This is a genomic window from Runella sp., assembly GCF_027484545.1.
GTDB lineage: Bacteria > Bacteroidota > Bacteroidia > Cytophagales > Spirosomataceae > Runella.
Map to the genome: position 1 here is coordinate 75,262 of NZ_JAIXST010000304.1, position 22,069 is coordinate 97,330.

The window sequence follows — 22,069 nt, forward strand, 5'->3', positions numbered from 1 at the left end:
TAGTGCCCCCTTTGGGGGGAGGGGGCTAACGATTTCGGCCGTATTGCTCGTGGCTGCTGACCCATTCGTTGGCAACAACGGCGGCGCCGAGTGATAATTCACCGCAAAGGACGGTAGCGGCGACAATTTCGGCTAATTTATTGACTTTTCCGGCACCGTAGCAATCCATCATTTGCAAACACTCTTTTTGGGTAGGCAAACCGGTGCCACCTCCGTAAGTAGCGACGATGAGCGAAGGGATGGTGACGGAAAAATAATAGTCTCCGTTGGGTTTCAATTCCACATAGACAATGCCCGCTGACGATTCGGCCACGTTGGCGACGTCCTGACCCGTGGCAATAAAAACTGCCGTGATTCCATTGGCAAAATGCGACCCGTTGCTGATGGCATTTGACAACATCGACCCCGCGTTTGAATACTGTCGTTGCTTAAACAAGGCTTCACCACTCACGTGCATGATGCGTTGCAGCAATTCGTTGGGAAGCGTAATCTCGGCCACTACGCGTTTGCCGCGCGTTTGGAGGGTATTCAAGTGCGAGTGTTTTTTGTCGGTATCCATGTTGGCTGCCATCGTAAAATGCTCCAATCCTTCGATGTTTTGGTCAAGCGCCCAATGACACGCCCGATGGGTGGCTTTGGTGACCATGTTTTGCCCGGCAGCATCGCCGGTGGAGTAATTGAACCGCAGCCAATGGAGTTTTCCGACGGTATATTGCTCAATGTCAAGCAGTTTTCCAACGGAGGTTGTTTCTTCGGCCTGCGCTTTGAGTTGGTCAAAATGTGTATCTACCCATTCGCTGAACGCTTTTGAATAGCGGGCATTTTCAAAAACAAACAACGGAGCGCGCTGCATGGCGTCGTCCATCACAGTGGTAATAATGCCTCCTGCTTCGCGGCACAATTTCATTCCTCGGTTGTAGCTTGCCACCAAAGTACCTTCGGTCGTGGCCATAGGAACGTAAAAATCCCCTTGGGCATACTCGCCGAGCATTTTTAAGGGGCCTGCGAAGCCAATGGGAACTTGGGCGACGCCCGCAAAATTTTCAATGTTCCCCTTTAATACGGAAGGGTCAAACGAATGTTTATCAATGTGCTGAAAATCAACACCTGTTTTCTCCGTCACAAACGCACGGCGTGTCTGTGCGATGTCGGCGGTGTAATTGTTTGTTTTATCTAAGGGGAGTTTTGTGTCGCTCATGGTTGAAGGTTGGAATACCAACAAAATTAGCTTTTTTCGAGTGAGGAAAACAATAGTAAGTGCGTTTTAAACGGGTCTTACCTTACAGCACAGGAATGTTTATTCCGGCAGTAACTCTACCTTTGTAACTCTTAACATTGTATGATTGTGAAAACCCTGATTCTAACGACGCCCGGCCAATTTAGCCAAGCAGATACTGATTTCGACCGGACTGTTCAAGCCCACGAAGTTTTATTGAAAATCCACCGCATTGGCATTTGCGGAACCGATTATCACGCCTATCGAGGCAAGCAGCCTTTCTTTTCGTATCCCCGGATTTTGGGGCATGAATTGGGGGCCGAAGTAGTGGAGATTGGTTCGGAAGTCACTAATGTAGCTATAGGGGATAAAGTAGCGGTGGAACCGTACCTTAATTGTGGTGTCTGTCAGCCTTGCCGTAATGGAAAAACTAACTGTTGTGAAAAACTACAAGTCTTGGGAGTCCATACCGACGGCGGAATGCGGGAGTTTCTGAAAGTGCCTACTCGGAAGGTATATGCTTCTAAAACACTGAGTTATGAGCAATTGGCATTGGTAGAAACGCTAGGAATAGGTTCACACGCCGTCAATCGAGCTCAAGTACAGGCCCATGATTTGGTATTGGTCATTGGAGCGGGACCTATCGGCCTTTCGGTGGCTCAATTTGCCAAATTAAAAGGAGCTACCGTAGTGGTAATGGACATGAACGCGTCTCGCTTGGCCTTTTGCCAACAGCAATTGGGAGTGGATGCCACTGTTTTACTGCAAAACACCGACCCGGTGGAGGAGATTCGTAAGGGGTTGAACGGCGATTTACCAACGGTCGTGTTCGATGCTACAGGAAATTCTTCTTCGATGATGCAGGCGTTTAAGCTGGTCGCTCACGGTGGGCGCTTAACGTTTGTGGGATTGTTTCAGGGCGATATTACCTTCAATGACCCCGAATTTCACCGACGCGAAGTTACGCTTTTGGCCAGTCGGAATGCGCTTCCCGAAGATTTTATCGGCATTATCAAAGGCATGGAAGACGGTGCCATAAATACCCAACCGTGGATTTCACACCGCGTAGCGTTTGATGATCTGCTTACTTCGTTTGAAAACCTCTTGCAACCGGAAAGTAACGTAATCAAAGCAGTGATAGAACTATAAAAAGAGTGCCTCCCGACTTTTGACAAGCAGGAGGTACTTTTCAATTCTATTTTATCCTACTTTGACCGACGTCATTGAAATAGAGCCCATTAATGTCTTGTCATTAAAGAACCCGACTTTCTCTTTTTCTTCTTTCAACCCCAAAATATACAGCAAAGGCAAGTAGTGTTCGGGGGTTGGAATCGACATTTTAGCTGCCTGTCCCAAGCCTTCGTAATTGATAAGCGCCGAGTGGTTGTTTGTGCTAATCAACGATTTAAATGTTTCATTCATTTCGATGGCCCAATCGTATCCTTTATCCGTCAATTGCCAATTCAGGATGCGCAGGTTGTGAACCATGTTGCCGCTGCCGATAATTAAAACTCCTTTTTTGCGTAAAGCTGCCAATTCTTTCGCCAATTCATAATGGTAACGCGGAGGTTTGGTGTAGTCAATACTCAACTGCAACACGGGGATATTGGCTTTGGGGTACATGTGCCGCACCACTGTCCAGGTGCCGTGGTCGAGACCCCATTCATGGTCAAGCCCTACCTGTGTTTTGTGAATTAAAGAGGCTGTTTCTTTGGCTACGGTGAGACTTCCCGGTGCAGGATATTGAACATCAAACAGGGCTTGGGGAAAACCGCCAAAATCATGAATCGTCCGTGGCTCGGGCATGGCGGTTACCTTTGTTCCGGGCGTATACCAATGCGCCGATACTACTAAAACCGCCGTAGGAACGGGGATTTCGGTCCCGAATTTTTTCCAATTTTGGCTAAATTCATTGTTTTCAATCCCGTTCATGGGGGAACCATGACCCACAAACAACATAGGCATCAGGCCATCTTTGGCAGCCAATTGTTCATTCCATTTATACAAATCTTTTAAGGATTCCATGGTAATAGCCCCTCCCAGGGCACTTTTTATAAATTCACTTCTTTTTATTTTGCTTGTTGTAATTACTTCTGACAGGCCATTTTTCGATTCAGAATTAATTTAACAAAATTATATGTATCTACATATAAATGACAAAATAAGGTAAGATTTAGTTCATAATGAGTGGAGTAAAGGGAGTAATAAAGGGAACTAACTCCGTTTTAACATAGAAAAGCATTTCCTTTTTATGAAATTTGTTTTACTTTTTTGCTTGTCGGTGCTATCGGTTGCGGCGCAGGTTACGATTAAAATTGACCCAACAGCAGAGCGAAAACCCATTTCTCCGTACCTCTACGGACGAAATAATTCGTTGTCTTCTACCAATCCCAATTGGACGCTGCCCGATAAAGAACTTATCCAAATTCGTGATGCAGGAGTCACCTTTTTTAGAGAGAGCAGCGGAAATAATTGCACAAAATACAACTGGCGAAGGAAGCTGTCGAGCCACCCGGATTGGTACAATAATGTATACACCAATGATTGGGACAGGTCAGCGCTGACGCTTCAAAAGAACTTTCCCAATGCGCAGGGTATGTGGGCGTTTCAATTGATTGGAAAAGCAGCTAAAACCAACCAAGCCAATTTCAATGATTGGGGTTATAACCAATCAAAATGGTGGGAAGGAGTGAATCAAAATTTGGCAGGCGGAGGTGTGTTGAATCCAACCAGTACCAAAGCCAGAGTAGAAGGTAATCCCGATTTATACCTCGAAAATTGGCCTGCTGATTCGACGGTGGCGTTGATGAATTATTGGTTTGGAGCGAAAGGATTGGGACTCAATAAAGACAAAATCCGTTATTGGAACATGGACAACGAGCCCGAAATTTGGAGTGGTACGCACGACGATGTGATGCCTGTGCAGCTTCCGGCCGACGATTTCATGCAAAAGTATGTTACGGTAGCCAAAAAAGCCCGTGCTATTTATCCGGCTATCAAGTTGGTAGGCCCTGTGGTAGCCAACGAATGGCAATGGTATAACTGGAACAATAAACCCATCAGTGCCGATGGTCGAAATTACCCTTGGCTTGAGTTTTTTATCAAACGAATTGCCGAAGAACAAAAAGTTTCGGGCGTGCGGTTATTGGACGTATTGGATATTCACTTTTATCCCGAAACCGTCATCAGTGAAGAAATTGTGCAGTTGCATCGGGTATTTTTTGACCGAAATTTTGTGTATCCCGGCTCTAATGGCGTCAAAAACGTGAATGGTTCGTGGGATACGAGTCAAAACAAAGAATACATTTTGGCGCGGGTCAACGATTGGTTGGACAAGTATTTAGGACCCAATCATGGAGTGTCCTTGGGAGTTACCGAAATCGGAGTTCAGGGAAATAACCCCAACGTTACGGCGGTTTGGTACGCATCCACGATGGGTGAATTTATGAAAAATGAAGTTGAGGTTTTTACCCCTTGGTCGTGGAAAACGGGCATGTGGGAAGCGCTTCATTTGTTCAGTCGGTATAACAAAACAACTTCCGTTAAAGGCGCATCTTCCAACGAAACGTTGGTTTCGGCCTATCCGAGTATCAATGCGGCCCAAGATTCGATGACGGTGGTTTTGGTCAATCGTTCCACGAATGCGGCTCAAAGTTCAATGATTACTTTTAATAATTTTGTCTTGACCAGTCAGGAGGCTAAAGTGTTGACATTGAAATCGTTGTCTGCCACTGAAACTTTTGTTTCTCACGTTCAAAATGCGCTTGCTGAAAGTAAGGTTTCCATTTCTAACAACAGTTTGGCGTTGACATTAGCCCCGCTTTCGGTGACTTCAGTTCAGTTAACGGGCAAAATAGGTCAAGCGCTGGTGATTCTTTCCACTCAACCCGTTTTAAACACTTCCGTAAAAGCATATCCCAATCCAACGACCGAAATCATCGTATTGGAATGGTCGACGGGGAGTTTTGAGAAAGTAGAAATAATTGACTTAAACGGTAAAGTAGTGTATGAACATACGATTCCAACGTCGGCTTATCAAACCACCATACATGAAACTTTTGCATCGGGGAGTTATGTAGCTCGTTTGACAGGAAAAGGGCAAACTGTTACCAAGAAAATTGAAGTGGAACGATGAATTCTCTATTCCACCAACCGCCGCAATTCATTCAGTTTCAACAAGGCTTCAATCGGCGAAAGTGTATTGATGTCCAAGGCTTTCAGCTTGGTTTTGAGTTCTTCCAGTTTGGGGTCCTGCGGTTCAAACAAAGTCATTTGGTAATTGACCTTTGGCATTTCCTTTACGGCTTTGGTCGTTTCCTGCTTTTGGTGGCTTTTTTCGAGGCTGTGCAAAATGTCATTGGAACGCAGTACAATTTCCTGCGGCATCCCTGCCATTTGCGCTACGTGAATCCCAAAGCTGTGTTCGCTGCCGCCTTCCTTGAGTTTGCGTAAGAAGATGACTTTATTGCCTACTTCTTTCACCGCTACGTTATAATTTTTAATGCGCGGAAAGTCTTCGGCCAATTGGTTCAATTCGTGATAATGCGTCGCAAAAAGCGTTTTGGCGCGGTGACGTGGGTGATTGTGTAAAAATTCGGCGATACTCCACGCGATGCTTACCCCATCGTACGTGCTCGTTCCGCGTCCGATTTCGTCCATGAGTACTAAGCTTCTTTCACTCAAATTGTTGAGAATACTCGCCGTTTCGGTCATTTCCACCATAAACGTACTTTCTCCGCGACTGAGATTATCGGAAGCACCTACCCGCGTGAAAATCTTATCCACCAAGCCAATTTCAGCTTCGGCGGCCGGAACAAAGCTTCCCATTTGCGCCATGAGAACAATGAGGGCGGTTTGGCGCAACAAGGCCGATTTTCCAGCCATATTTGGCCCCGTAATGATGATAATCTGCTGGGTTTCATCGTCCAAAAACAGGTCATTGGGTACATAACTTTCTCCCAACGGCAATTGCTGCTCAATGACGGGATGGCGACCTTCTTTGATTTTGAGTGATTTTAGGTCCGTAATCTGGGGTTTAAAGTAATTGTTTTTTCGGGCAACTCGCGCAAAAGACGCCAACGCGTCCAATACCGATATGACACGAGCGTTTTGCTGAATGGCTGCCACATAATCATTGACGGTCATGACCAAATCGCTGAAAATCTGTTGCTCAATCACAAATATCTTGTCTTCAGCGCTCAGGATTTTGTCTTCATATTCCTTCAATTCGGGCGTGATATAACGCTCGGCATTGACGAGGGTTTGCTTTCGAATCCATTCGGCAGGGACGCGATTTTTATGTGAATTGGTTACTTCAAGATAGTAGCCAAACACCTTATTGTAAGCGATTTTGAGCGAGCCAATGCCCGTCCGTTCAATCTCGCGGTTTTGAATCTGAATTAAATAATCTTTGCCTGAAAACGCCAACTCGTGGAGTTTGTCCAAATTCGCATCTATGCCGCTCTTGATCATTCCCCCCTGATTGGTGACTATCGGTGGATCTTCGCGGAGTTCGAGTTCGATTTTTTCCAGAAGAAACTTACAGGGATTGAGTTGGTCGGCGTACTTGCGTAACGGGCTGAAGGTAGAAGATGTTTCACCAATACCCCTCAGCAACAACTCTTTCACCGGGTCAATGTGGCTCAGCGATTTTTTCAACTGAACTAATTCCCGCGGGTTGATTCGGCGAACGGCCACTTTTGAAATCAGACGTTCTAAGTCCCCGATTTGCTTGAGGTGTTGCGTGATTTCTTCCAAAAGTTCATCATTTTGGAGAAAAAACTCAACCGTTTGCAATCGTTCTTCAATCGGTGCTTTGTCTTTCAGCGGCAATACCAACCATTTTCGTAACAAACGGGCACCCATAGGCGTCACGGTTTGGTCCAAAATCTGAATGAGCGGGACGCCACCTTCCTGTTGGGCGTACACGAGTTCGAGATTTCGAATCGTAAAACGGTCGAGCCAAACGTATTTTTCTTCATCCAGCCGCGTCAGGCGTGTGATGTGCTGAATATCACGGTGCTCGGTATCGGCCAAATAGCGCAAAATCACACCTGCCGACACAATTCCTTCGATTAAAACTTCCACCCCAAAGCCTTTGAGCGAGGTGGTTTTGAAGTGTTTAATCAGTAATTCATAGCCAAATTCATGGGTAAATGCCCAATCTTCGAGCGAAAAGGTGTGAAATTTATCGCCGAAGAGTTCGGTAAATTCCTGACGGTGTTTTTTACAATACAATACTTCCGACGGGGAAAAACTTTGTAGTAATTTTTCGATGTATTCTTTATTTCCCTGCGTGGTCAAAAACTCGCCCGTCGAAACATCCAAAAAGGCAATTCCAAACACATTTTGTTTGCCGAAATGCACCGCTGCCAAATAATTGTTTCTTCTGGTATCCAGTACGTTATCGTTGAAGGATACCCCCGGCGTTACCAATTCGGTTACTCCGCGCCGTACAATTCCCTTTGCTTCGGCGGGGTCTTCCAATTGGTCGCAGATGGCTACGCGCTCGCCCGCCCGTACGAGTTTGGGCAGGTAAGTGTCCAGCGAATGATGCGGAAAACCGGCCAATTCTTCCTGCGAACCGCCGTTGTTGCGTCGAGTCAGGACAATGCCCAGAATCCTGCTTGCCCGAATCGCATCTTCTCCGAATGTTTCGTAAAAATCTCCCACTCGAAACAGCAGCATCGCCCCCGGATATTTTGACTTAATTTGGTTATACTGACGATTGAGCGGGGTTTCTTTGACTTTAACGGGTTCAGTAGCGTTTTTTGCAGTGCGGGCCATTCGGAATAATTAGATTGAAAATTGAGTACAAAAATAGCTAAAATATCAAGGCAGTAACAGCAAAATCGTAGGTTAGCTTCAAATCAAAACTCTCTTCCAAATGAAAAATAAGGCCGGGCTTCGCCGAGTTGATTGACGGAATAATTAATGTGTCCCACAAAATTATACCACGTTACAATGTCCAAACCAACGCCCGCCCCCACTAAAGGTCGGTTTGCCAGTTTGCTGTTGTTGAGTTCAGGATACTTATTTTTGACGTAACCAAAATCCGCGTAGATGTTAGGATAAATCGCCAATGGAAAAGTATTGAACTGACGGAATTTTATGAATTTACTCAGATTGAACGTCCGATTGAGCAATTGATATCGCAGGTTGGTTTTGACGTATCCATAATGCTGCCCGTCAATGACGTACAATTCATAGCCTCTGACCAAATCGGTTCCATACCCCAAGCCGCGCGTTTGCAAAAAAGGCTGACGTGCCGGGGTGGAAACTTTCATTTCGGTGTAGTAATTAAAGAAGAACTTCTTTGACAACGGGATAAACTGTCCCCAATCGGCCCCGGCCTCCAAAATATTGACGTCGTCCTTGGGTAAAATCCCTGTTTTGCTTACGTAAAACCCATACAAAAAACCCTTTAAAGCATACTGTGCACGGTCGCGGCGATCAAAGTAATGGGAGTAGCTGAGTTGGAGGTATTTCTGCCGGTTGATGCCGTTTAGAAAATAATTGGGGTTGATTCGGGCAATGGTATCCACTACTTTGGTAATGGAATATTGCGCACTGAATGAGTGATACCCGTAAAATTTAGGCCGATAGGTAAACGTAAGAAAAGGTGCAATGCGCTCACGGGTGCGGTCTTCGCTGCCCAGAAAAATGAGTTTGTCAGCGCGGGTTCGGTAAGCGAGCGTTCGGTTGGTGATTCTGGCGATGCCTACGGACATTCCCAGTTTCTGTTTTTTGCCCAAATAAGGGATAGAATAATAAATGTCCAGTCGAGGAATAAACCCAAATTCAGCTCGCAGGCGCAGGCGGTCGTTGTTGCCGGTGAGATTTTGGTGCAAGATATAGACCCCGTAAATTGTCCGACTCAAATCTCGCCCCCGTTCATACCACCATTCATTGAAATTGCGGTCGGCCAGCTGAAATACGGGAAAAGTCAGTAAGTACCATTGCTCTTTGACAACTACCTCAATATCAATGATTTTTGGGCCTGCTATCAATTTGCCGTCGGCGGTGTAGAAAGGGAAAGAAAGGGTATCCTTTATCGGTTTTTTCTTTAGTTCAACGGTTAAAAACAGATTGGTATTCAATACCTTACGTCGGTCGTATTCAAGTAGCGAATCCAAGATGGGTTGAGTGAGCGTATCACCGGTATGCACGTCCATTTCACGCCGAATAATACGCTCCTTGGTGCGAAAATTACCCGTTATGGTCACTTGCCGCACCACTACTTTTTGAATAGTGTCGGCAGGAGTTCCGAATAGAGAGAGCCAGAAAGTAGTGAAGAGTGAAAGTAAGAGCATAGGATTTAGGTTTTCTCTAAAAAAAGGAAATTCAATTCTTTAATAGTGGAAAACCCATTGTCAGAACTAATGAAAGGAAGTCCTACTTCAATGGCAGTAGCTGCAATAATAGCATCTGGCACCTTAATTTTATAACGTTGACGAATCCAAATGCATCGGTCCTTAATATTTGAATTCATTTCAATGACAAAGCAGTCATCTATAAGTTTTCGTAAGAGAAGTTTTTCGGATTTTGAAAGGCTAAATTTTCCTAATAACTCTATTACTGTAATGTAGGAAATAGCAAACCGATAATCAAGAAATGGCTCTGCAATTTCGTTACCTTCATGTACATGAATTAAAAAGTTTGTATCTGCAAGAAAATCAATCCCACTCATTTCTGATTTTCTTTTGGTATTCCAAACCGTCAATTTCTCTTTTTAAAGCTCCAAAATGTTTCCGTAGCCCTTTTTGAGGGTTTTGGGTTTTTATCTTTTGAATGATTTCCTCAATTTTTTTTTCTGAGGTAGTATTGTTAACTATAACAGTCATAACTCGGTGTTTTTTACAAAAATACAAGATTTTTTCATTCGATAAATCCATATTGAGCCTTTGCTTTTTCGCGCGACATGGCGTTGTAATGCCACCATTCGGTTTCGATGAAGGTGTAACCTGCCTTTTTCATCACGCGTCGCAGCAATTTTCTATTTTCCAATTGTTGAGGGGTCAATTTCCCCGCTTTCAGCATGGCAGCCTCGCGGCGAGGTTCGGCCTCCTGACCAAAAAAATCAAATATCGTACCCATATCCAAAGCCCGACCGCGTTCATCGGCAATCGTTAAATCTACCGCACAGCCAAAATTGTGAATAGAACCTTTGGCAGGATCGGCCACAAAATCTTCGCGACGGTTGTAAGGTAAGTGACTCATCCGGGCCCAGAAAATCTTGGTAACACTTCGCGGACGGGCACCATCATAAACCAATAACGTATAATTTGGTTTTTCCTGTTTTAGAAATTTATTGGCTTTGATGAGTTTCTCCGCCGCCATTGGTTGAAGATAGGCTCGTTCCAAGTCACCGTATACGTCTTTTTTGATAAAATTGTCGGTGGTTGAATATTTCAAATCTACCTTGATGGTTGGGTCCAATTTTTGAACATCTACCAAGCCTCGGTCGATGAACTTGCGCTCAAAGTTGCTTATTTTGGTTTGCCCGTAACTTAGTAAAGAACAGGCAAGTAATGCGGCTGAAACGCTCGTTTTAAAAATAATAAAGTGTTTGCTGATAGTCATAATGCTGTTTCAGGAAGTACTAAAAGCCAAAAGTAGGGATAGTTTGTCCAAATTTTTCAAAAAACTATTCTATAAAACGGTAGCTATCCCCCTCTAAGTTGCTTTAAGAGTAGTCTGTTCATACATTTAATTAAAAACGTTCATACCTATGAAATCAAAACAAGAACCCGCATCGGTATCAAGACGCGACTTTGTGCAAAAAAGCGCGATAGCTGCCGTGGGTAGTTTCTTTATTGTACCACGCCATGTACTGGGCAAGGGCTTTACGGCCCCTTCTGACAAATTGAATTTGGCTGCCATTGGAGCGGGAGGAAAAGGAACCAGCGATATTTTTAATGCGTCCAACAATGGAGTCAATAACGTAACGGCTCTTTGCGATGTGGATTATAAACAAGCTGCTAAATCTATTGAACGTTTCCCCAATGCGGTGAAATACAAAGATTGGCGTGTCATGTTTGAAAAAGAAGGCAAAAACATTGATGCCGTCACTATCTCTACGCCTGACCACAACCACGCAATCATTGCGATGGCGGCCATGCAAATGGGAAAACACGTTTATGTGCAAAAACCATTGACACACAACATCAATGAAGCACGGATGATGACCGAAGCGGCTCGTAAGTACAAAGTAGTAAGCCAAATGGGAAATCAGGGAGCGTCGAACCCTGCTCAACTTCAGATGGTTGATTGGTTTAATAAAGGATTGGTAGGACCTGTGCATACGGTACAAATCTGGACGAACCGTCCGGTATGGCCACAAGGCATTCCGACTCCTACCGGCAAACCCGATATGCCCGAAGGCATTGCCTGGGAGCAATGGGTAGGTCCTGCACAGTGGGTAGATTATCACCCGGGCTATCACCCGTTCAAATGGCGCGGTTGGTGGAATTTTGGTACTGGCGCGTTGGGTGACATCGGTTGCCACACAATCGATACTCCTTTCCGGGTATTGGGCCTTAACTATCCTACCGAAGTGGAATGCAGTGTAGGAGCGGTGTTTATCAAAGACTGGCAGCCTGAATATATTCCTGAAGGCTGTCCACCGTCGTCGTCAGTGGAAATTAAATTTCCGGCTACGGCAAAGAATAAAACCGAAATGAAGATGATTTGGATGGATGGAGGCTTGCGTCCTTTCCACCCCGATTGGATTCCAGCGAGTGAGCCACTGAGTACAGATGGCAACGGAGCCAATGGAGTATTGATGATAGGCTCAAAGGGAATCATTGCCTGCGATATGTACGGCAACAATCCTAAAGTCTATCTCAAAAACGGGGATAAAATGGTAATGGACAAGGACAGCAAATATGCGGCTCCCGTCAATTTGCCTGAGTTTGGCCACCAAGTTCATTGGACTGAGGCTTGTAAGGCAGGTTTCGGCAGCGACAAACACAAAGGTTTGATGTCCTCTTTTGATTACTCAGGACCGTTGACTGAAACTGTTTTAATGGGCAATTTGGCTATCCGAAGCTATATGCTCCGTAAACCGCAAGGCAATGGTTTTGATTTCTACGGACGCAAGAAGCTTTTGTGGGATGGTAACAATATGAAGATTACGAACTTTGAAGATGCAAACCAATTCGTTTCGCGTCAGTATCGCGACGGTTGGAAATTAGTATAATTTTTTAGTCAATAGTCGACGGTCGATAGTCCATAGTAATGATAATAGTGAAATTTTTCTACTATCGTCTGTGGACTATTGACCGTGGACATTTTTATCCTTTCATAGTAATCCGCGACCGGGCACAGACGCCGCCAACGGGCGGGTTAAATTTGGAGACACTGACCTCAATGAGTTCTACATTGGGATAAGTGAGTCGGATACCCTCAATGATTTTATAAGCGATGTGTTCGAGCAAACGACTGGGCTTTTGCATAGCCTCTGCCGCGACCCGATAAACCACCTCATAATTGACTGTATTTCGTAAACGATCATGGCGGGCGGCTTCCAAAAAATCGGTGGTAATGGCTACGTCAATCGAAAATTTATTGCCAATTTTTTGCTCCTCATCTGAAGTGCCGTGGTAAGCAAAAAACTCTATTCCTTCCAGTGAAACTGTTCCCAAAGAGTGTGTCTTTTAGCTGTAATCTGTTATCTGTTCAAAACCGGGAAGTTCTCAGCAGATAGAGATGTACATGGTGTGCAAAAATTATATCTGATCAAAGAAGGAACCTTCTTCAGGAGCTTTTTTATCTTCCTTTTCATTTTCGCTCGGGTTTTCGTTTTCGTCCGCTGTTTCTGCTTCCGTTTCTGCGGAAGGTATTTCTGAAGTCTCTTCGGTTTCGGTTGCAGAATCAGAAGAAGCTACAACTTGTTCTTCAGTATCGGCTTCGGCAGCTATCGGTTCGTCTCCTACAATACCTTCTACTAAGTTTTCTGCCTCTATGCGGGCTTTTTTGATTTCGCTGTCTGCTTTCAGCGAATCTGTTATTTGAGTTTTAAGGTCTTCAAATTTTTCCTTGACGGCATTCTGCGAAAATTTCTTCTCAAATCGTTCAATGCTGTCTACGGTATTATTGGCAAGTGTTTTGAGCTGGACGACCAAATTATCACGGTATTTTTCCATGGCTTTGAAATCACGTTCATGACCTTTGAATTCACCTATGATTTCTTCGCGCACGTATTTGACCTGATTTTCGGCATCTATAATCAGCATATTGGATTTTTTCCGTGCCTCGTTCACCAATTCTTCCCCTTTTTGGCGGGCGTCTTCAATGTAATGCTCGGCCGCCGTTTTGGCTTGTTGGGTCATTTGCGCACTGGTATCTTCCGCCGTTTTGAGCATCCTGAACATCGTTAATTCTACTTCCCTAAGTTTACCCAACTCTTTCTCCGCAATCTCCAATTGCATTTTGAGCATCTTGTTTTCGTTCAGTACACGTTCCCATTCATTGGATAGTGATGTTAAAAAAGCCGTTACTTCTTCGGCATCGTATCCGCGCAAAACTTTTTGAAAGGTATGTTGACGAATCTCAATCGGCGTGATTTTCATATGCTTATTTAAATTATTGCCTGATAATTGGGTGTTAAAATAAAAAAAATTGGGTAAAACGCTCTTTTTTTAGCTAAATACCGCTACTTAGCCACTTTTTTCGTTGCAAAACCGCTCGTTCGTTCCCTAATTCTTGCAAATGAACGGTTCCATCACTGAACGTGACCATTTGCAGACCCACCCATGAAAGGGCGTGATTGAGGTGATTTTCAAGGGGTATATTGCTCAAAATGCAGTCGTCCCAATACCATTTCAGCGGCTCTCCCGCTACTTCTTCGACAATGGCTTGGTAGTCTTCGAGCGAATAGCCCGCAAAAGGTATGCCAAAACGTTCCCACAATAAACGCATTACGTCGTCTAATGAGTATTGATGTTGGTGAATTTTACGAATTGTTACGTCTAAAATCAGCGCCGCTAAGGCTCCTTTGTGGTAGACCGATACCTTACGCTGCGGAATTCCTTTTTCATATCCATCCAACCACAGGTCCCACGACGATTCTGCCAATGACTGTTGCGCATTGCGATTGTTTTCAAAGTGTCTTTTCATATACACCTGTAACTCACGGTAATAGGCGGCATCGTCAAATACGCCCGAACGTCGCAAAAACAAATCGCCGTAGTAGGTGGTAACCCCTTCGGCTACAAAACAGGTAGAAAAATAGTTTTCTTTGGTAAAATCGTACGGTAACAATTCTTTAGGGCGAATACGAATGATGTTCCAGGCGTGGAACAATTCGTGAGAACTTACTCCCAGTAAATCCGTATAAAGTCCTTCTCCCTCATCATCAGGTCCTAAGACAATCATCGTAGAATGACGATGTTCGACACCGTGGTAGTAAGGAGTTGGTAAAATAAGATTCAAAAAATGATATTCAGATTCGGGAAAACTGCCCATTGCGGCCATTTGAGAGGCCGTAAATTTTTCGAAGTCAATTAAAATTTGCTGCCAATTGGGCTTAATGTTACCCTGCATCCACACATAAAACGTCGTTTCCTGCAGTTGGTAAGTGCGGTGTTGCAACGTAGCGGAGGCCATCAGCGGGCTGTCCACCAACTCATAGTAATCTTTTGCCGACAAGGTTTTCGTGTCCTTCTTTTTCAGCCCGCAGGCGATTTGAAAATGGTCGGGAATGGCTAATTCAAGTGTACAAGGTTCATTCAAATAGCCTTCTGCATATACGCAAAGATTGACGGGGTTGACATACCAAAAACCACCGCTTACGTAGCTGCTTCCTGCGTTTTGTATATTGGCGTAATAATTATACCGAACAATGATTTCCGAAACTCCCGGGGTTTGAATAAGCCAACGATCCTTGGTTATTTTCCTAAAAATGAGCGGATTCCCAGAGGTATCAAACACCCCAAACCGTTGAATGTTTTTAGCGAAATTTTGCAACTCATACCGTCCGGGTCGCCACGCAGGAAGCTGTATTTCAATCGTATCGGCACCAATTTTGTCAATCGAACACTCAATATCTATAAAATGACTTTCGGGAATAGGAGAGGAGAGATGATAGCGCATGAGTGGAGCAAAGGAATGTAAAACCAGTTGAGAATAAACTCTTTAGAAAAGTAAAAATACTAAAAAGACCCAATGAATAGCAGAACAGTACCTTTTTTCAAGCAATTTGGTTAATTTAAGGGGAATTTTCTACTCCTTAAATTCCTATGAAAAACAATCGCTTACAAAACGTATGCCTCTTAATTTCTTCTTGTTTTCTTATCATATATTTATTGGCACAAATGCTCAAATCCCGCAAAGTGCAGATTCACTGGCTAACTATCTTAAAAAATCCCCCAAAGATACCAATTACGTAGCAGCGCTGAATGCGTACAGCTGGAAACAGATTGAGGCAGGAAACTACCCGCTTGTGGATTCTTTAGGGCGGGAGGCGGAAAAATTAGCCCCCAAATTAAAGTTCATTACGGGCGAATACGACAGCTACGATGTGCGGGGTAGGGCATGGTATGTACAGTCTGACTACGCCAAAGCACACGAATATTATCAAAAATGCTATCAAATTATCCAAAAATACCCTATTGCGGTTTCTTATAAGCAGGAAGCTTTGGCGAACGTAGGAATGATAAAACACCTGACAGGAAAAAATGAGGAAGCACTCAAGTCGATTTTGGAGTCAATCAGAATTTACGAAACCCACAAACTACCCAAACTGTCGGGTTCGCCTTATGATGTGGCGGGGGCTATTTTTAATGTCCAAGGTAAGACTGAATTAGCGCTTCAGTACTTTAAACAAAGCCTGGCTATCAAAACCAAGGATAACAACTTCTGGGGAATGGCGGTATCTGCTAACCGGATTGGGATTACTCTCAATGGAATGGGGAAATACAAAGAGGCATTGGTGTATTTAAAACAAGCCGAGCAACATGCCGAGAAAGCGGGCTATCAGCAGGTATTGGTTGATATCTTAATCAATGAAGCCGGAGTTTATCGTGAGTTGAGCCGACCAAAAGAAAATTTTGCCGCCCTAATAAAGGCAGAAAAAATTAGTGTTACAATCAATTCAGTACACCAGACAGGAGCAATCTATGGGAATTTGGGTTTGTATTATCAAAGTCAAAAGCAATACAAATTGGCAGAAGAGTATCTATACCGTGCATTAAAAATTTTCAAACAGGTGGGTTCTTTGGAATACCAAGGCTATATTTATGAGGCACTTACGGCACTATTTGTTGAAAAAGGAGATTTTAAAAACGCCTTCCAAAATCAGAAGGAGGCAAAACAGGTGAATGACTCGCTGTTTACAGCAACCCAACATGCACGAATGGATGAGTTGAATGCCCGTTTTGAGTCCGAAAAAAAGGAGCAAAAATAAAATTTCTCCAACAGTCCGCCATTATCAATGAGCAGAAATTAACCCAAAATAGATTCCTGTTGGCAGGTGGTGTCTTGGTATTGTTGTTGGCAGGAGCCGTAACAGCGTGGTTGCTCAACCGCGCCCGACTGCAGCGTCTAAAGGAGTCGCTGGAACTACGTAACAAAATTGCGGCTGACTTGCACGACGAAATCGGTAGCACCCTGAGTAGTATTTCTCTTTTGAGTGGGCTTACTGAAAAGCAAATAATCAATAACCAGCCCCAGAAAGCCGAACAACTGATTCAAAAAATCAGTCAGGATGCACGCCAAATGCTGGAGTCTATGGACGATATAGTGTGGACGATTAACCCGCGCAATGATTCAATGAGTACGCTTTTGACCCGCTTGCGCGAGTATGCCAAACCGCTTGCTGACTCGAAAGAGATTGAACTGAATTTTGTGGTAAGCCCCGAAGCAGAAAACAGTACGCTGATCTTGAATGTTCGTCAAAATGTATATCTGATTGTAAAAGAGGCGATTAATAATCTGTTTAAATATGCGCAGGCTACTAAAGCCGAAGTACGATTTGAGAAAAAGGGAAAGAATCTGGAGGTGGTGGTGAAAGACAATGGTGTGGGATTTGATTCCAATGGGATGAATAATCGAAACGGTCTTAAAAATATGCACGAAAGAGCCACAACCATGGGGGCGAAACTGGATATTGATTCCAACCCCGAAAACGGCACTGTTCTTTCATTGCTTATTTCGGGATAAGCGATGAAAGCGTCGGTCGGTTTTGAACGGGGATGCCCAATCCGACTGACGCCTAAACTGACGCTGCATCGTATAATTATCCTATTTACACGCATCGAATCAGCCTGTACTTTTGTCCATAATCCAATGAACCCCTATGCTGCGTGTATCCATTTACGACGACAATGATTCCCTGCGCGAAACCCTCGCCATGGTTGTGGAAATGACCGATGAATTGGTATTGGCAGGTTCGTATCCGGATGCCATGCAGGTACTGGAAACGGTTGCTAATGACGTTCTGGATGTGATTTTGATGGATATTGAAATGCCGCAACGTACCGGAAGCGGTAAGAATCTTACATCAAGGGCTTTCAAAGCCTCCTAAAATACTGATGCTCACGGCCTACGAAGACGCCGAAAGCGTTTTTGAAGCCATTGGGGCGGGAGCCGTAGGGTATTTGCTCAAAAAAACACCAGCCGAAAAAATCATCGAAGGCATTCACGAAGTAGCGCAGGGAGGCGCGGCCATGAGTCCAAGCATTGCGCTGAAAGTATTGTCGGCTTTTCAAAAACCAAAACAGATTACCTACGACCTCACCACCAAAGAGCTGGAAGTGCTTCAACGATTGGTAGAAGGTGACAGCTATAAGTTGATTGCCCATCATTGCCAAATCAGCATCAGTACCGTGCAGACCCACATCATGCACATTTACGAAAAACTGCACGTAAACTCGAAAGGGGAAGCTATCAACAAAGCCTTACGGGATAAAATTGTCAATTTGTCTCGCTGAAGTGAATTCTATCCGTTTAGTCTGCTTTTACCGTTTACTCAGTTCTCGCCGATATTTTTTCAATCTCTTCTGCGATTTTCCTTCTGCCGGCAACCGGCAGAACAGGGTTTTTTTGCCTAAAAACAACTCATTTGAGTACGTATGCCTGTAGAAATACGGGAACTGCGTAGTTCTACAGGCATATATTTATCCTATTGACCCCACCCTTTTGAAAGAGTAGTTTTGTCACCATAAATCGACGTTTATGCGCTTATCTCTACCTCTATTCTACGGACTTATTTTGTTGTTTTTGAGCCCCTTATCGGCTTGGGCACAATCGGAGTCCGAAACCCCAAAGCCTAAACCGGTAAGAGTTTCGGGCGGGCTCAATGCCTACGCGGGGTTTTATCAGGCAAGCGGTATCGAAAACCGCAACCAAACGACACCTTTCGGGCTGAGTGCCTCGGCAACCGTCTCCCTGCCCGGCGGTATTTCACTGCCGTTTTCGGTGATTGTGGGAAATCAGGGTGCGAGTTTTCGTCAGCCTTTCAATCAATTCGGCATCAGTCCTACTTACAAATGGGCCACAGTTCATGCCGGGTATCGCAACGTGCAGTTTTCGCCTTTCACGCTGGCCAGTCATACTTTTCTGGGCGGGGGAGTTGAATTGAATCCGGGTAAATTACGCATCGGTGCCGTGTATGGGCGTTTCAATAAAGCCATTTCTACCGATCTTGCCAATCCCGACCAAGCCATTCCTTCTTTCAAACGTACCGGCTATGCCGTTAAACTCGGCTACGGTTCCGCCGCCAACTACGTAGATGTGGTACTGCTGAACGCCGCCGACGATACCTCGTCCATTACCGGAACGCAGGGCATCACCCCTGCGCGTAACACGGTCTTGGGAGTTACTTCCCGATTGAGCCTTGCCAACAAGAATTTCAGTTTTGAAATGGACATTGCAGGAAGCGCTTACACCCGCGACACCCGCGCTCAATTGGTGCCGCTGTCGGACAAACCGCTGATGAAAACATTCAACTTGTTTATGCCCGCTCAGCTTTCGACCCAACTCACCACCGCCGCGCAATTGGGTTTAGGTTATCGCAGCAAAAATTTTGGATTAAAACTTCAATACAAACGCATTGAGCCTAACTTCCAAACCATGGGTTCGTACTATTTTCAGAGCGATATTCAGAGTTTTACCATTGCGCCATCCATAAATTTACTCAATAGCAAATTACGGATTATCGGAAGTTTGGGGTTGCAACAGGACAATTTGGCCAAAACCAAAAATGCCCAAACGGGTCGAAAAATTGGGTCGTTGGTGATTTCCTATAATCCTTCCAACGCTTTTGGAATTGACTTTCAATTTTCCAATTACGGGATCAGTCAACAGGCGGGATTACGACCCATTATTGATACCCTGCGGCTGGCGCAAAACAACCTGAGCCTGATGGCAAATCTGCGCTACAGCATTCAGAACGAAGCCTTTTCGCACCTTTTTACACTGACGGGCACGCACCAGCAACTCTCTGACCTGAACAATACTACCTCAGCCTTTACCCAAAATCAGAACCAAAACATCAATCTGGGCTATTTTCTGACCGAATTAGCGTTGGGTTGGAGCGCCAATGCGATGGTGAGTTATACCCAAACGGCCCTGCCACAAGATCAAATGGTTCGTTTTTACGGGCCAACGGTGGGAATAAGTTATCCGTTGTTGGATAAAAAACTGAATACCTCATTCAATGCGAGTTATTTGATCAATCAGCAACTGGGAGTCACCGGTAAGGTGATCAATGCTTCGCTCAATGCAAGTTATCAGTTAGGAAAACGGCAAAGCCTTAACCTGCAACTTGGTTATCTCAACTCAAATACGGGACAACCCGACCAAAAATTCAATGAACTTAGAGGATCACTCGGCTATGGAATCTCGTTTTAACAGCCCCCTACTCCCCAAACTTTTGTTGGTTCGCGTTACAAACGCAAACCAACAAATGCACTGTGCAGAGGTTCGCGTTACCCCGATGGCTATCGGGGTAAACCAACGTATCCTTCCGCTTTTGATTCTCCTTTTTCTGTTTGGATTGAAATCATTAGCCCAGGTACAGGTCACGGTCAATGTACTTCCTCCGTACAGCGCCTATTTGCAAGATTATCCCGGGCGGGGCAATCAGGTGCAGATTTTTGTGCGCAACACGACGAATGCGCCATTGGAGGTACGGTTTTTGGGAAACATCACGGGCGACAACGGCGTGGTTATTTCGACGCCTGTTAATTTTCGACCATTGGTGCCGTTGCGTTTGGGACCGTTGGAAAACCGTTTGTTGAGCCGTAACGACTTGGAAGGCTTGTTTGATTTGGGTCAAATTGAAGTGCAGGGCATTGACAAAGCGCAACTCTATCGCGGGTTGCCGCTTCCTGAGGGCAGTTATCAGTTGTGCGTTCGTGCCTTTGACAACCGTAGCAGTCGCCCACTTTCGCCGGAGTTTCCGTTGGGTTGTAGTGCGCCTTTTATGGTCAGAAGTGTAGAGCCGCCTATCATCATTAATCCCGTTTGCGATAGTAAAATCGTTCCCAATACGCCTCAAAACGTCATTTTTTCGTGGACTCCCCCGCAGGAGTGTCGCCCGCGCAAGTACAATATACTTTGCGCGTGATTGAATTGCCCGACATTCAGCCCGTGGCCGATAATGTATTTAATAATCAATCAAATGTAATCAGCAGTTTTCCAACCAGCAGTCAGGACAAAAAGCCTGCTTCCAAAATCACTAAAAATGAAACAACAGAGATCAAAGTAACTTCTTCCAATGTTCCCCTTGGATTTGACCCCAATGTATTTATTGATGCGGTTGTGTTGCCGCCCTCGGGGGTGGAAGTGCGGAATCTCAAGGTAAATTCCTTTTTATACGGCTCGAGTCAGCCGCCGCTTAAAGTCGGCAAGCGCTACGCTGTGCGCGTACAGGCGATTGACCTGACTCGAAAAATCAATTTCCTGAATGAAGGAAAAAGTCCCGTTTGCTATTTTACCTACGGCGAAGAGGCCGCCCCGTTTTTCCCTTTAGGGCCTTCGTTTGCCTCAAAAGATACGACCGGTACCAAAGTAATGATGGCAAAATCGGGAAATTTACCCGTAAAATGCACCTCCTGCAGTGCAAGCGAAATTTCTAATAAGCAAGTGGATAATGCGGGAGTGCTGAAAAGTAAATCGGCGACTATCGGGTAAACCTGAAAGGACCGTAAAAGACTAATCTCTAATAATGAGAATCTTCAAAACATGGTTTAAACCGACTTTTAAAGTATAGGTTAAAACACAACAAAAAAGCCTAATAATACATTGATTATCAGGCTTTTACTTGAGCTACCGAGGCTGGGCTCGAACCAGCGACCCTCTGATTAACAGTCGTAGCCCATGGGTATTTGTTGGCTTTTTGGTATTTATTGATTTATACTTAAATAGCCTGTAAATCAGTAGATTGTCATAATTATTTTATCGCTTCTTATTGTTATTATGCGTTGATTCTGTATTTTTGTGGTGCAAGTAAACCCGATTTTCCTGAAAGTTGCACCACAGAAAAACACCGCAACAAATGGCAACTGTAAACCTATTTTTTGACACCCGCGCCACCGCTGAAAACGAGACGGTACGCCGCGCGGGAATTATTAAAATCGTAATTACTCACAATCGGGTAAAACGGCTTTATACGACGGGGTTAAAAGTTACGCTCGACCAATGGCAACACTTGCCCAAAAAAGGGGAAAAGTTGGACAATCGGATAAAGGATGAAATCCGCCTAAAGTTGTACGCTGACATTTACGACACCCCTAACGGATTCTACCGACGTGCTGAAACCATTACCGAAACTTTAGGCGTAAACTTTGATTTTGACGCGTTCAAAGATGCCTTTGATAATTGGGGCAAGGATAAACCGTCCGATGACAC

General features: G+C 44.7%; 20 protein-coding genes and 1 pseudogene. 11 read left to right on the top strand and 10 right to left on the bottom strand.

The window, feature by feature from the left end; translation table 11 throughout:
• Positions 1 to 25: 25 nt before the first annotated feature.
• Positions 26 to 1,198 (bottom strand): hydroxymethylglutaryl-CoA reductase, encoded by a 1,173-nt coding sequence (locus Q0081_RS27300; protein WP_298361045.1) that lies wholly within the window; start codon positions 1,196 to 1,198, stop codon positions 26 to 28.
• Between the two features lie 141 nt (positions 1,199 to 1,339).
• Between Q0081_RS27300 and Q0081_RS27305 the strand changes: the two genes are divergently transcribed.
• A complete protein-coding gene (locus tag Q0081_RS27305; RefSeq protein ID WP_298361047.1) occupies positions 1,340 to 2,365 on the top strand; it encodes a zinc-binding alcohol dehydrogenase family protein in 1,026 nt (341 codons plus the stop codon).
• A 51-nt stretch (positions 2,366 to 2,416) separates the two neighbouring features.
• Here Q0081_RS27305 and ygiD read toward each other — a convergent pair whose 3' ends face one another.
• The gene (gene ygiD, locus Q0081_RS27310) at positions 2,417 to 3,241 is read right to left on the bottom strand and encodes a 4,5-DOPA dioxygenase extradiol (RefSeq protein WP_298361049.1); all 825 of its coding nucleotides are present in this window, start codon (positions 3,239 to 3,241) and stop codon (positions 2,417 to 2,419) included.
• A 226-nt stretch (positions 3,242 to 3,467) separates the two neighbouring features.
• Between ygiD and Q0081_RS27315 the strand changes: the two genes are divergently transcribed.
• Positions 3,468 to 5,351 (top strand): glycoside hydrolase family 44 protein, encoded by a 1,884-nt coding sequence (locus Q0081_RS27315; protein ID WP_298361051.1) that lies wholly within the window; start codon positions 3,468 to 3,470, stop codon positions 5,349 to 5,351.
• A gap of 5 nt (positions 5,352 to 5,356) precedes the next feature.
• On the opposite strand, the gene mutS is transcribed toward Q0081_RS27315, so the two are convergent.
• The 5 genes from mutS to Q0081_RS27340 form a co-directional block, all read right to left on the bottom strand.
• Positions 5,357 to 8,002 (bottom strand): DNA mismatch repair protein MutS, encoded by a 2,646-nt coding sequence (gene mutS, locus Q0081_RS27320; RefSeq protein ID WP_298361053.1) that lies wholly within the window; start codon positions 8,000 to 8,002, stop codon positions 5,357 to 5,359.
• An 83-nt stretch (positions 8,003 to 8,085) separates the two neighbouring features.
• Positions 8,086 to 9,528, bottom strand: a complete 1,443-nt coding sequence (locus Q0081_RS27325) for a BamA/TamA family outer membrane protein (RefSeq protein ID WP_298361055.1) — start codon at positions 9,526 to 9,528, stop codon at positions 8,086 to 8,088.
• A 5-nt stretch (positions 9,529 to 9,533) separates the two neighbouring features.
• On the bottom strand, positions 9,534 to 9,905 hold the full coding sequence (locus tag Q0081_RS27330) for a type II toxin-antitoxin system VapC family toxin (RefSeq protein WP_298361057.1): 372 nt from the start codon (positions 9,903 to 9,905) through the stop codon (positions 9,534 to 9,536).
• Positions 9,892 to 10,110 (bottom strand): hypothetical protein, encoded by a 219-nt coding sequence (locus Q0081_RS27335; RefSeq protein ID WP_298361059.1) that lies wholly within the window; start codon positions 10,108 to 10,110, stop codon positions 9,892 to 9,894. Before Q0081_RS27335 ends, Q0081_RS27330 begins: the two co-directional genes overlap by 14 nt.
• The gene (locus tag Q0081_RS27340; RefSeq protein ID WP_298361061.1) at positions 10,094 to 10,798 is read right to left on the bottom strand and encodes a M15 family metallopeptidase; all 705 of its coding nucleotides are present in this window, start codon (positions 10,796 to 10,798) and stop codon (positions 10,094 to 10,096) included. Before Q0081_RS27340 ends, Q0081_RS27335 begins: the two co-directional genes overlap by 17 nt.
• Before the next feature lie 148 nt (positions 10,799 to 10,946).
• Between Q0081_RS27340 and Q0081_RS27345 the strand changes: the two genes are divergently transcribed.
• Complete coding sequence (locus Q0081_RS27345) at positions 10,947 to 12,416, top strand: Gfo/Idh/MocA family protein (RefSeq protein ID WP_298361063.1); 1,470 nt, start codon at positions 10,947 to 10,949, stop codon at positions 12,414 to 12,416.
• Positions 12,417 to 12,510: 94 nt separating this feature from the next.
• On the opposite strand, the gene folB is transcribed toward Q0081_RS27345, so the two are convergent.
• From folB to Q0081_RS27360, 3 genes are all read right to left on the bottom strand, one after another.
• Complete coding sequence (gene folB / locus Q0081_RS27350) at positions 12,511 to 12,861, bottom strand: dihydroneopterin aldolase (protein WP_298361065.1); 351 nt, start codon at positions 12,859 to 12,861, stop codon at positions 12,511 to 12,513.
• An 84-nt stretch (positions 12,862 to 12,945) separates the two neighbouring features.
• On the bottom strand, positions 12,946 to 13,788 hold the full coding sequence (locus Q0081_RS27355; protein ID WP_298361067.1) for a DivIVA domain-containing protein: 843 nt from the start codon (positions 13,786 to 13,788) through the stop codon (positions 12,946 to 12,948).
• A 73-nt stretch (positions 13,789 to 13,861) separates the two neighbouring features.
• Positions 13,862 to 15,310 carry a M61 family metallopeptidase gene (locus Q0081_RS27360; RefSeq protein ID WP_298361069.1) on the bottom strand — a complete coding sequence of 483 codons (1,449 nt, stop codon included), beginning with the start codon at positions 15,308 to 15,310 and terminating at the stop codon, positions 13,862 to 13,864.
• A 172-nt stretch (positions 15,311 to 15,482) separates the two neighbouring features.
• Here Q0081_RS27360 and Q0081_RS27365 point away from each other — a divergent pair, with 172 nt between their 5' ends.
• The 8 genes and pseudogenes from Q0081_RS27365 to Q0081_RS27400 all read left to right on the top strand — a co-directional run.
• Positions 15,483 to 16,622, top strand: a complete 1,140-nt coding sequence (locus Q0081_RS27365; RefSeq protein ID WP_298361071.1) for a tetratricopeptide repeat protein — start codon at positions 15,483 to 15,485, stop codon at positions 16,620 to 16,622.
• Between the two features lie 59 nt (positions 16,623 to 16,681).
• The gene (locus Q0081_RS27370) at positions 16,682 to 17,377 is read left to right on the top strand and encodes a sensor histidine kinase (protein ID WP_298361073.1); all 696 of its coding nucleotides are present in this window, start codon (positions 16,682 to 16,684) and stop codon (positions 17,375 to 17,377) included.
• A gap of 136 nt (positions 17,378 to 17,513) precedes the next feature.
• Positions 17,514 to 17,741 carry a response regulator gene (locus tag Q0081_RS27375; RefSeq protein WP_298361075.1) on the top strand — a complete coding sequence of 76 codons (228 nt, stop codon included), beginning with the start codon at positions 17,514 to 17,516 and terminating at the stop codon, positions 17,739 to 17,741.
• Between the two features lie 7 nt (positions 17,742 to 17,748).
• Positions 17,749 to 18,147: a response regulator transcription factor gene (locus Q0081_RS27380; RefSeq protein ID WP_298361077.1), complete on the top strand. Its 399-nt coding sequence runs from the start codon at positions 17,749 to 17,751 to the stop codon at positions 18,145 to 18,147.
• Between the two features lie 244 nt (positions 18,148 to 18,391).
• Positions 18,392 to 20,068 (top strand): hypothetical protein, encoded by a 1,677-nt coding sequence (locus tag Q0081_RS27385; protein WP_298361079.1) that lies wholly within the window; start codon positions 18,392 to 18,394, stop codon positions 20,066 to 20,068.
• The gene (locus tag Q0081_RS27390; RefSeq protein ID WP_298361081.1) at positions 20,028 to 20,786 is read left to right on the top strand and encodes a hypothetical protein; all 759 of its coding nucleotides are present in this window, start codon (positions 20,028 to 20,030) and stop codon (positions 20,784 to 20,786) included. Before Q0081_RS27385 ends, Q0081_RS27390 begins: the two co-directional genes overlap by 41 nt.
• A complete protein-coding gene (locus Q0081_RS27395) occupies positions 20,732 to 21,352 on the top strand; it encodes a hypothetical protein (RefSeq protein ID WP_298361083.1) in 621 nt (206 codons plus the stop codon). The genes Q0081_RS27390 and Q0081_RS27395 overlap by 55 nt, the downstream gene beginning before the upstream one ends.
• A gap of 364 nt (positions 21,353 to 21,716) precedes the next feature.
• A pseudogene (locus Q0081_RS27400) lies at positions 21,717 to 22,069 on the top strand (hypothetical protein); the annotation flags it as partial.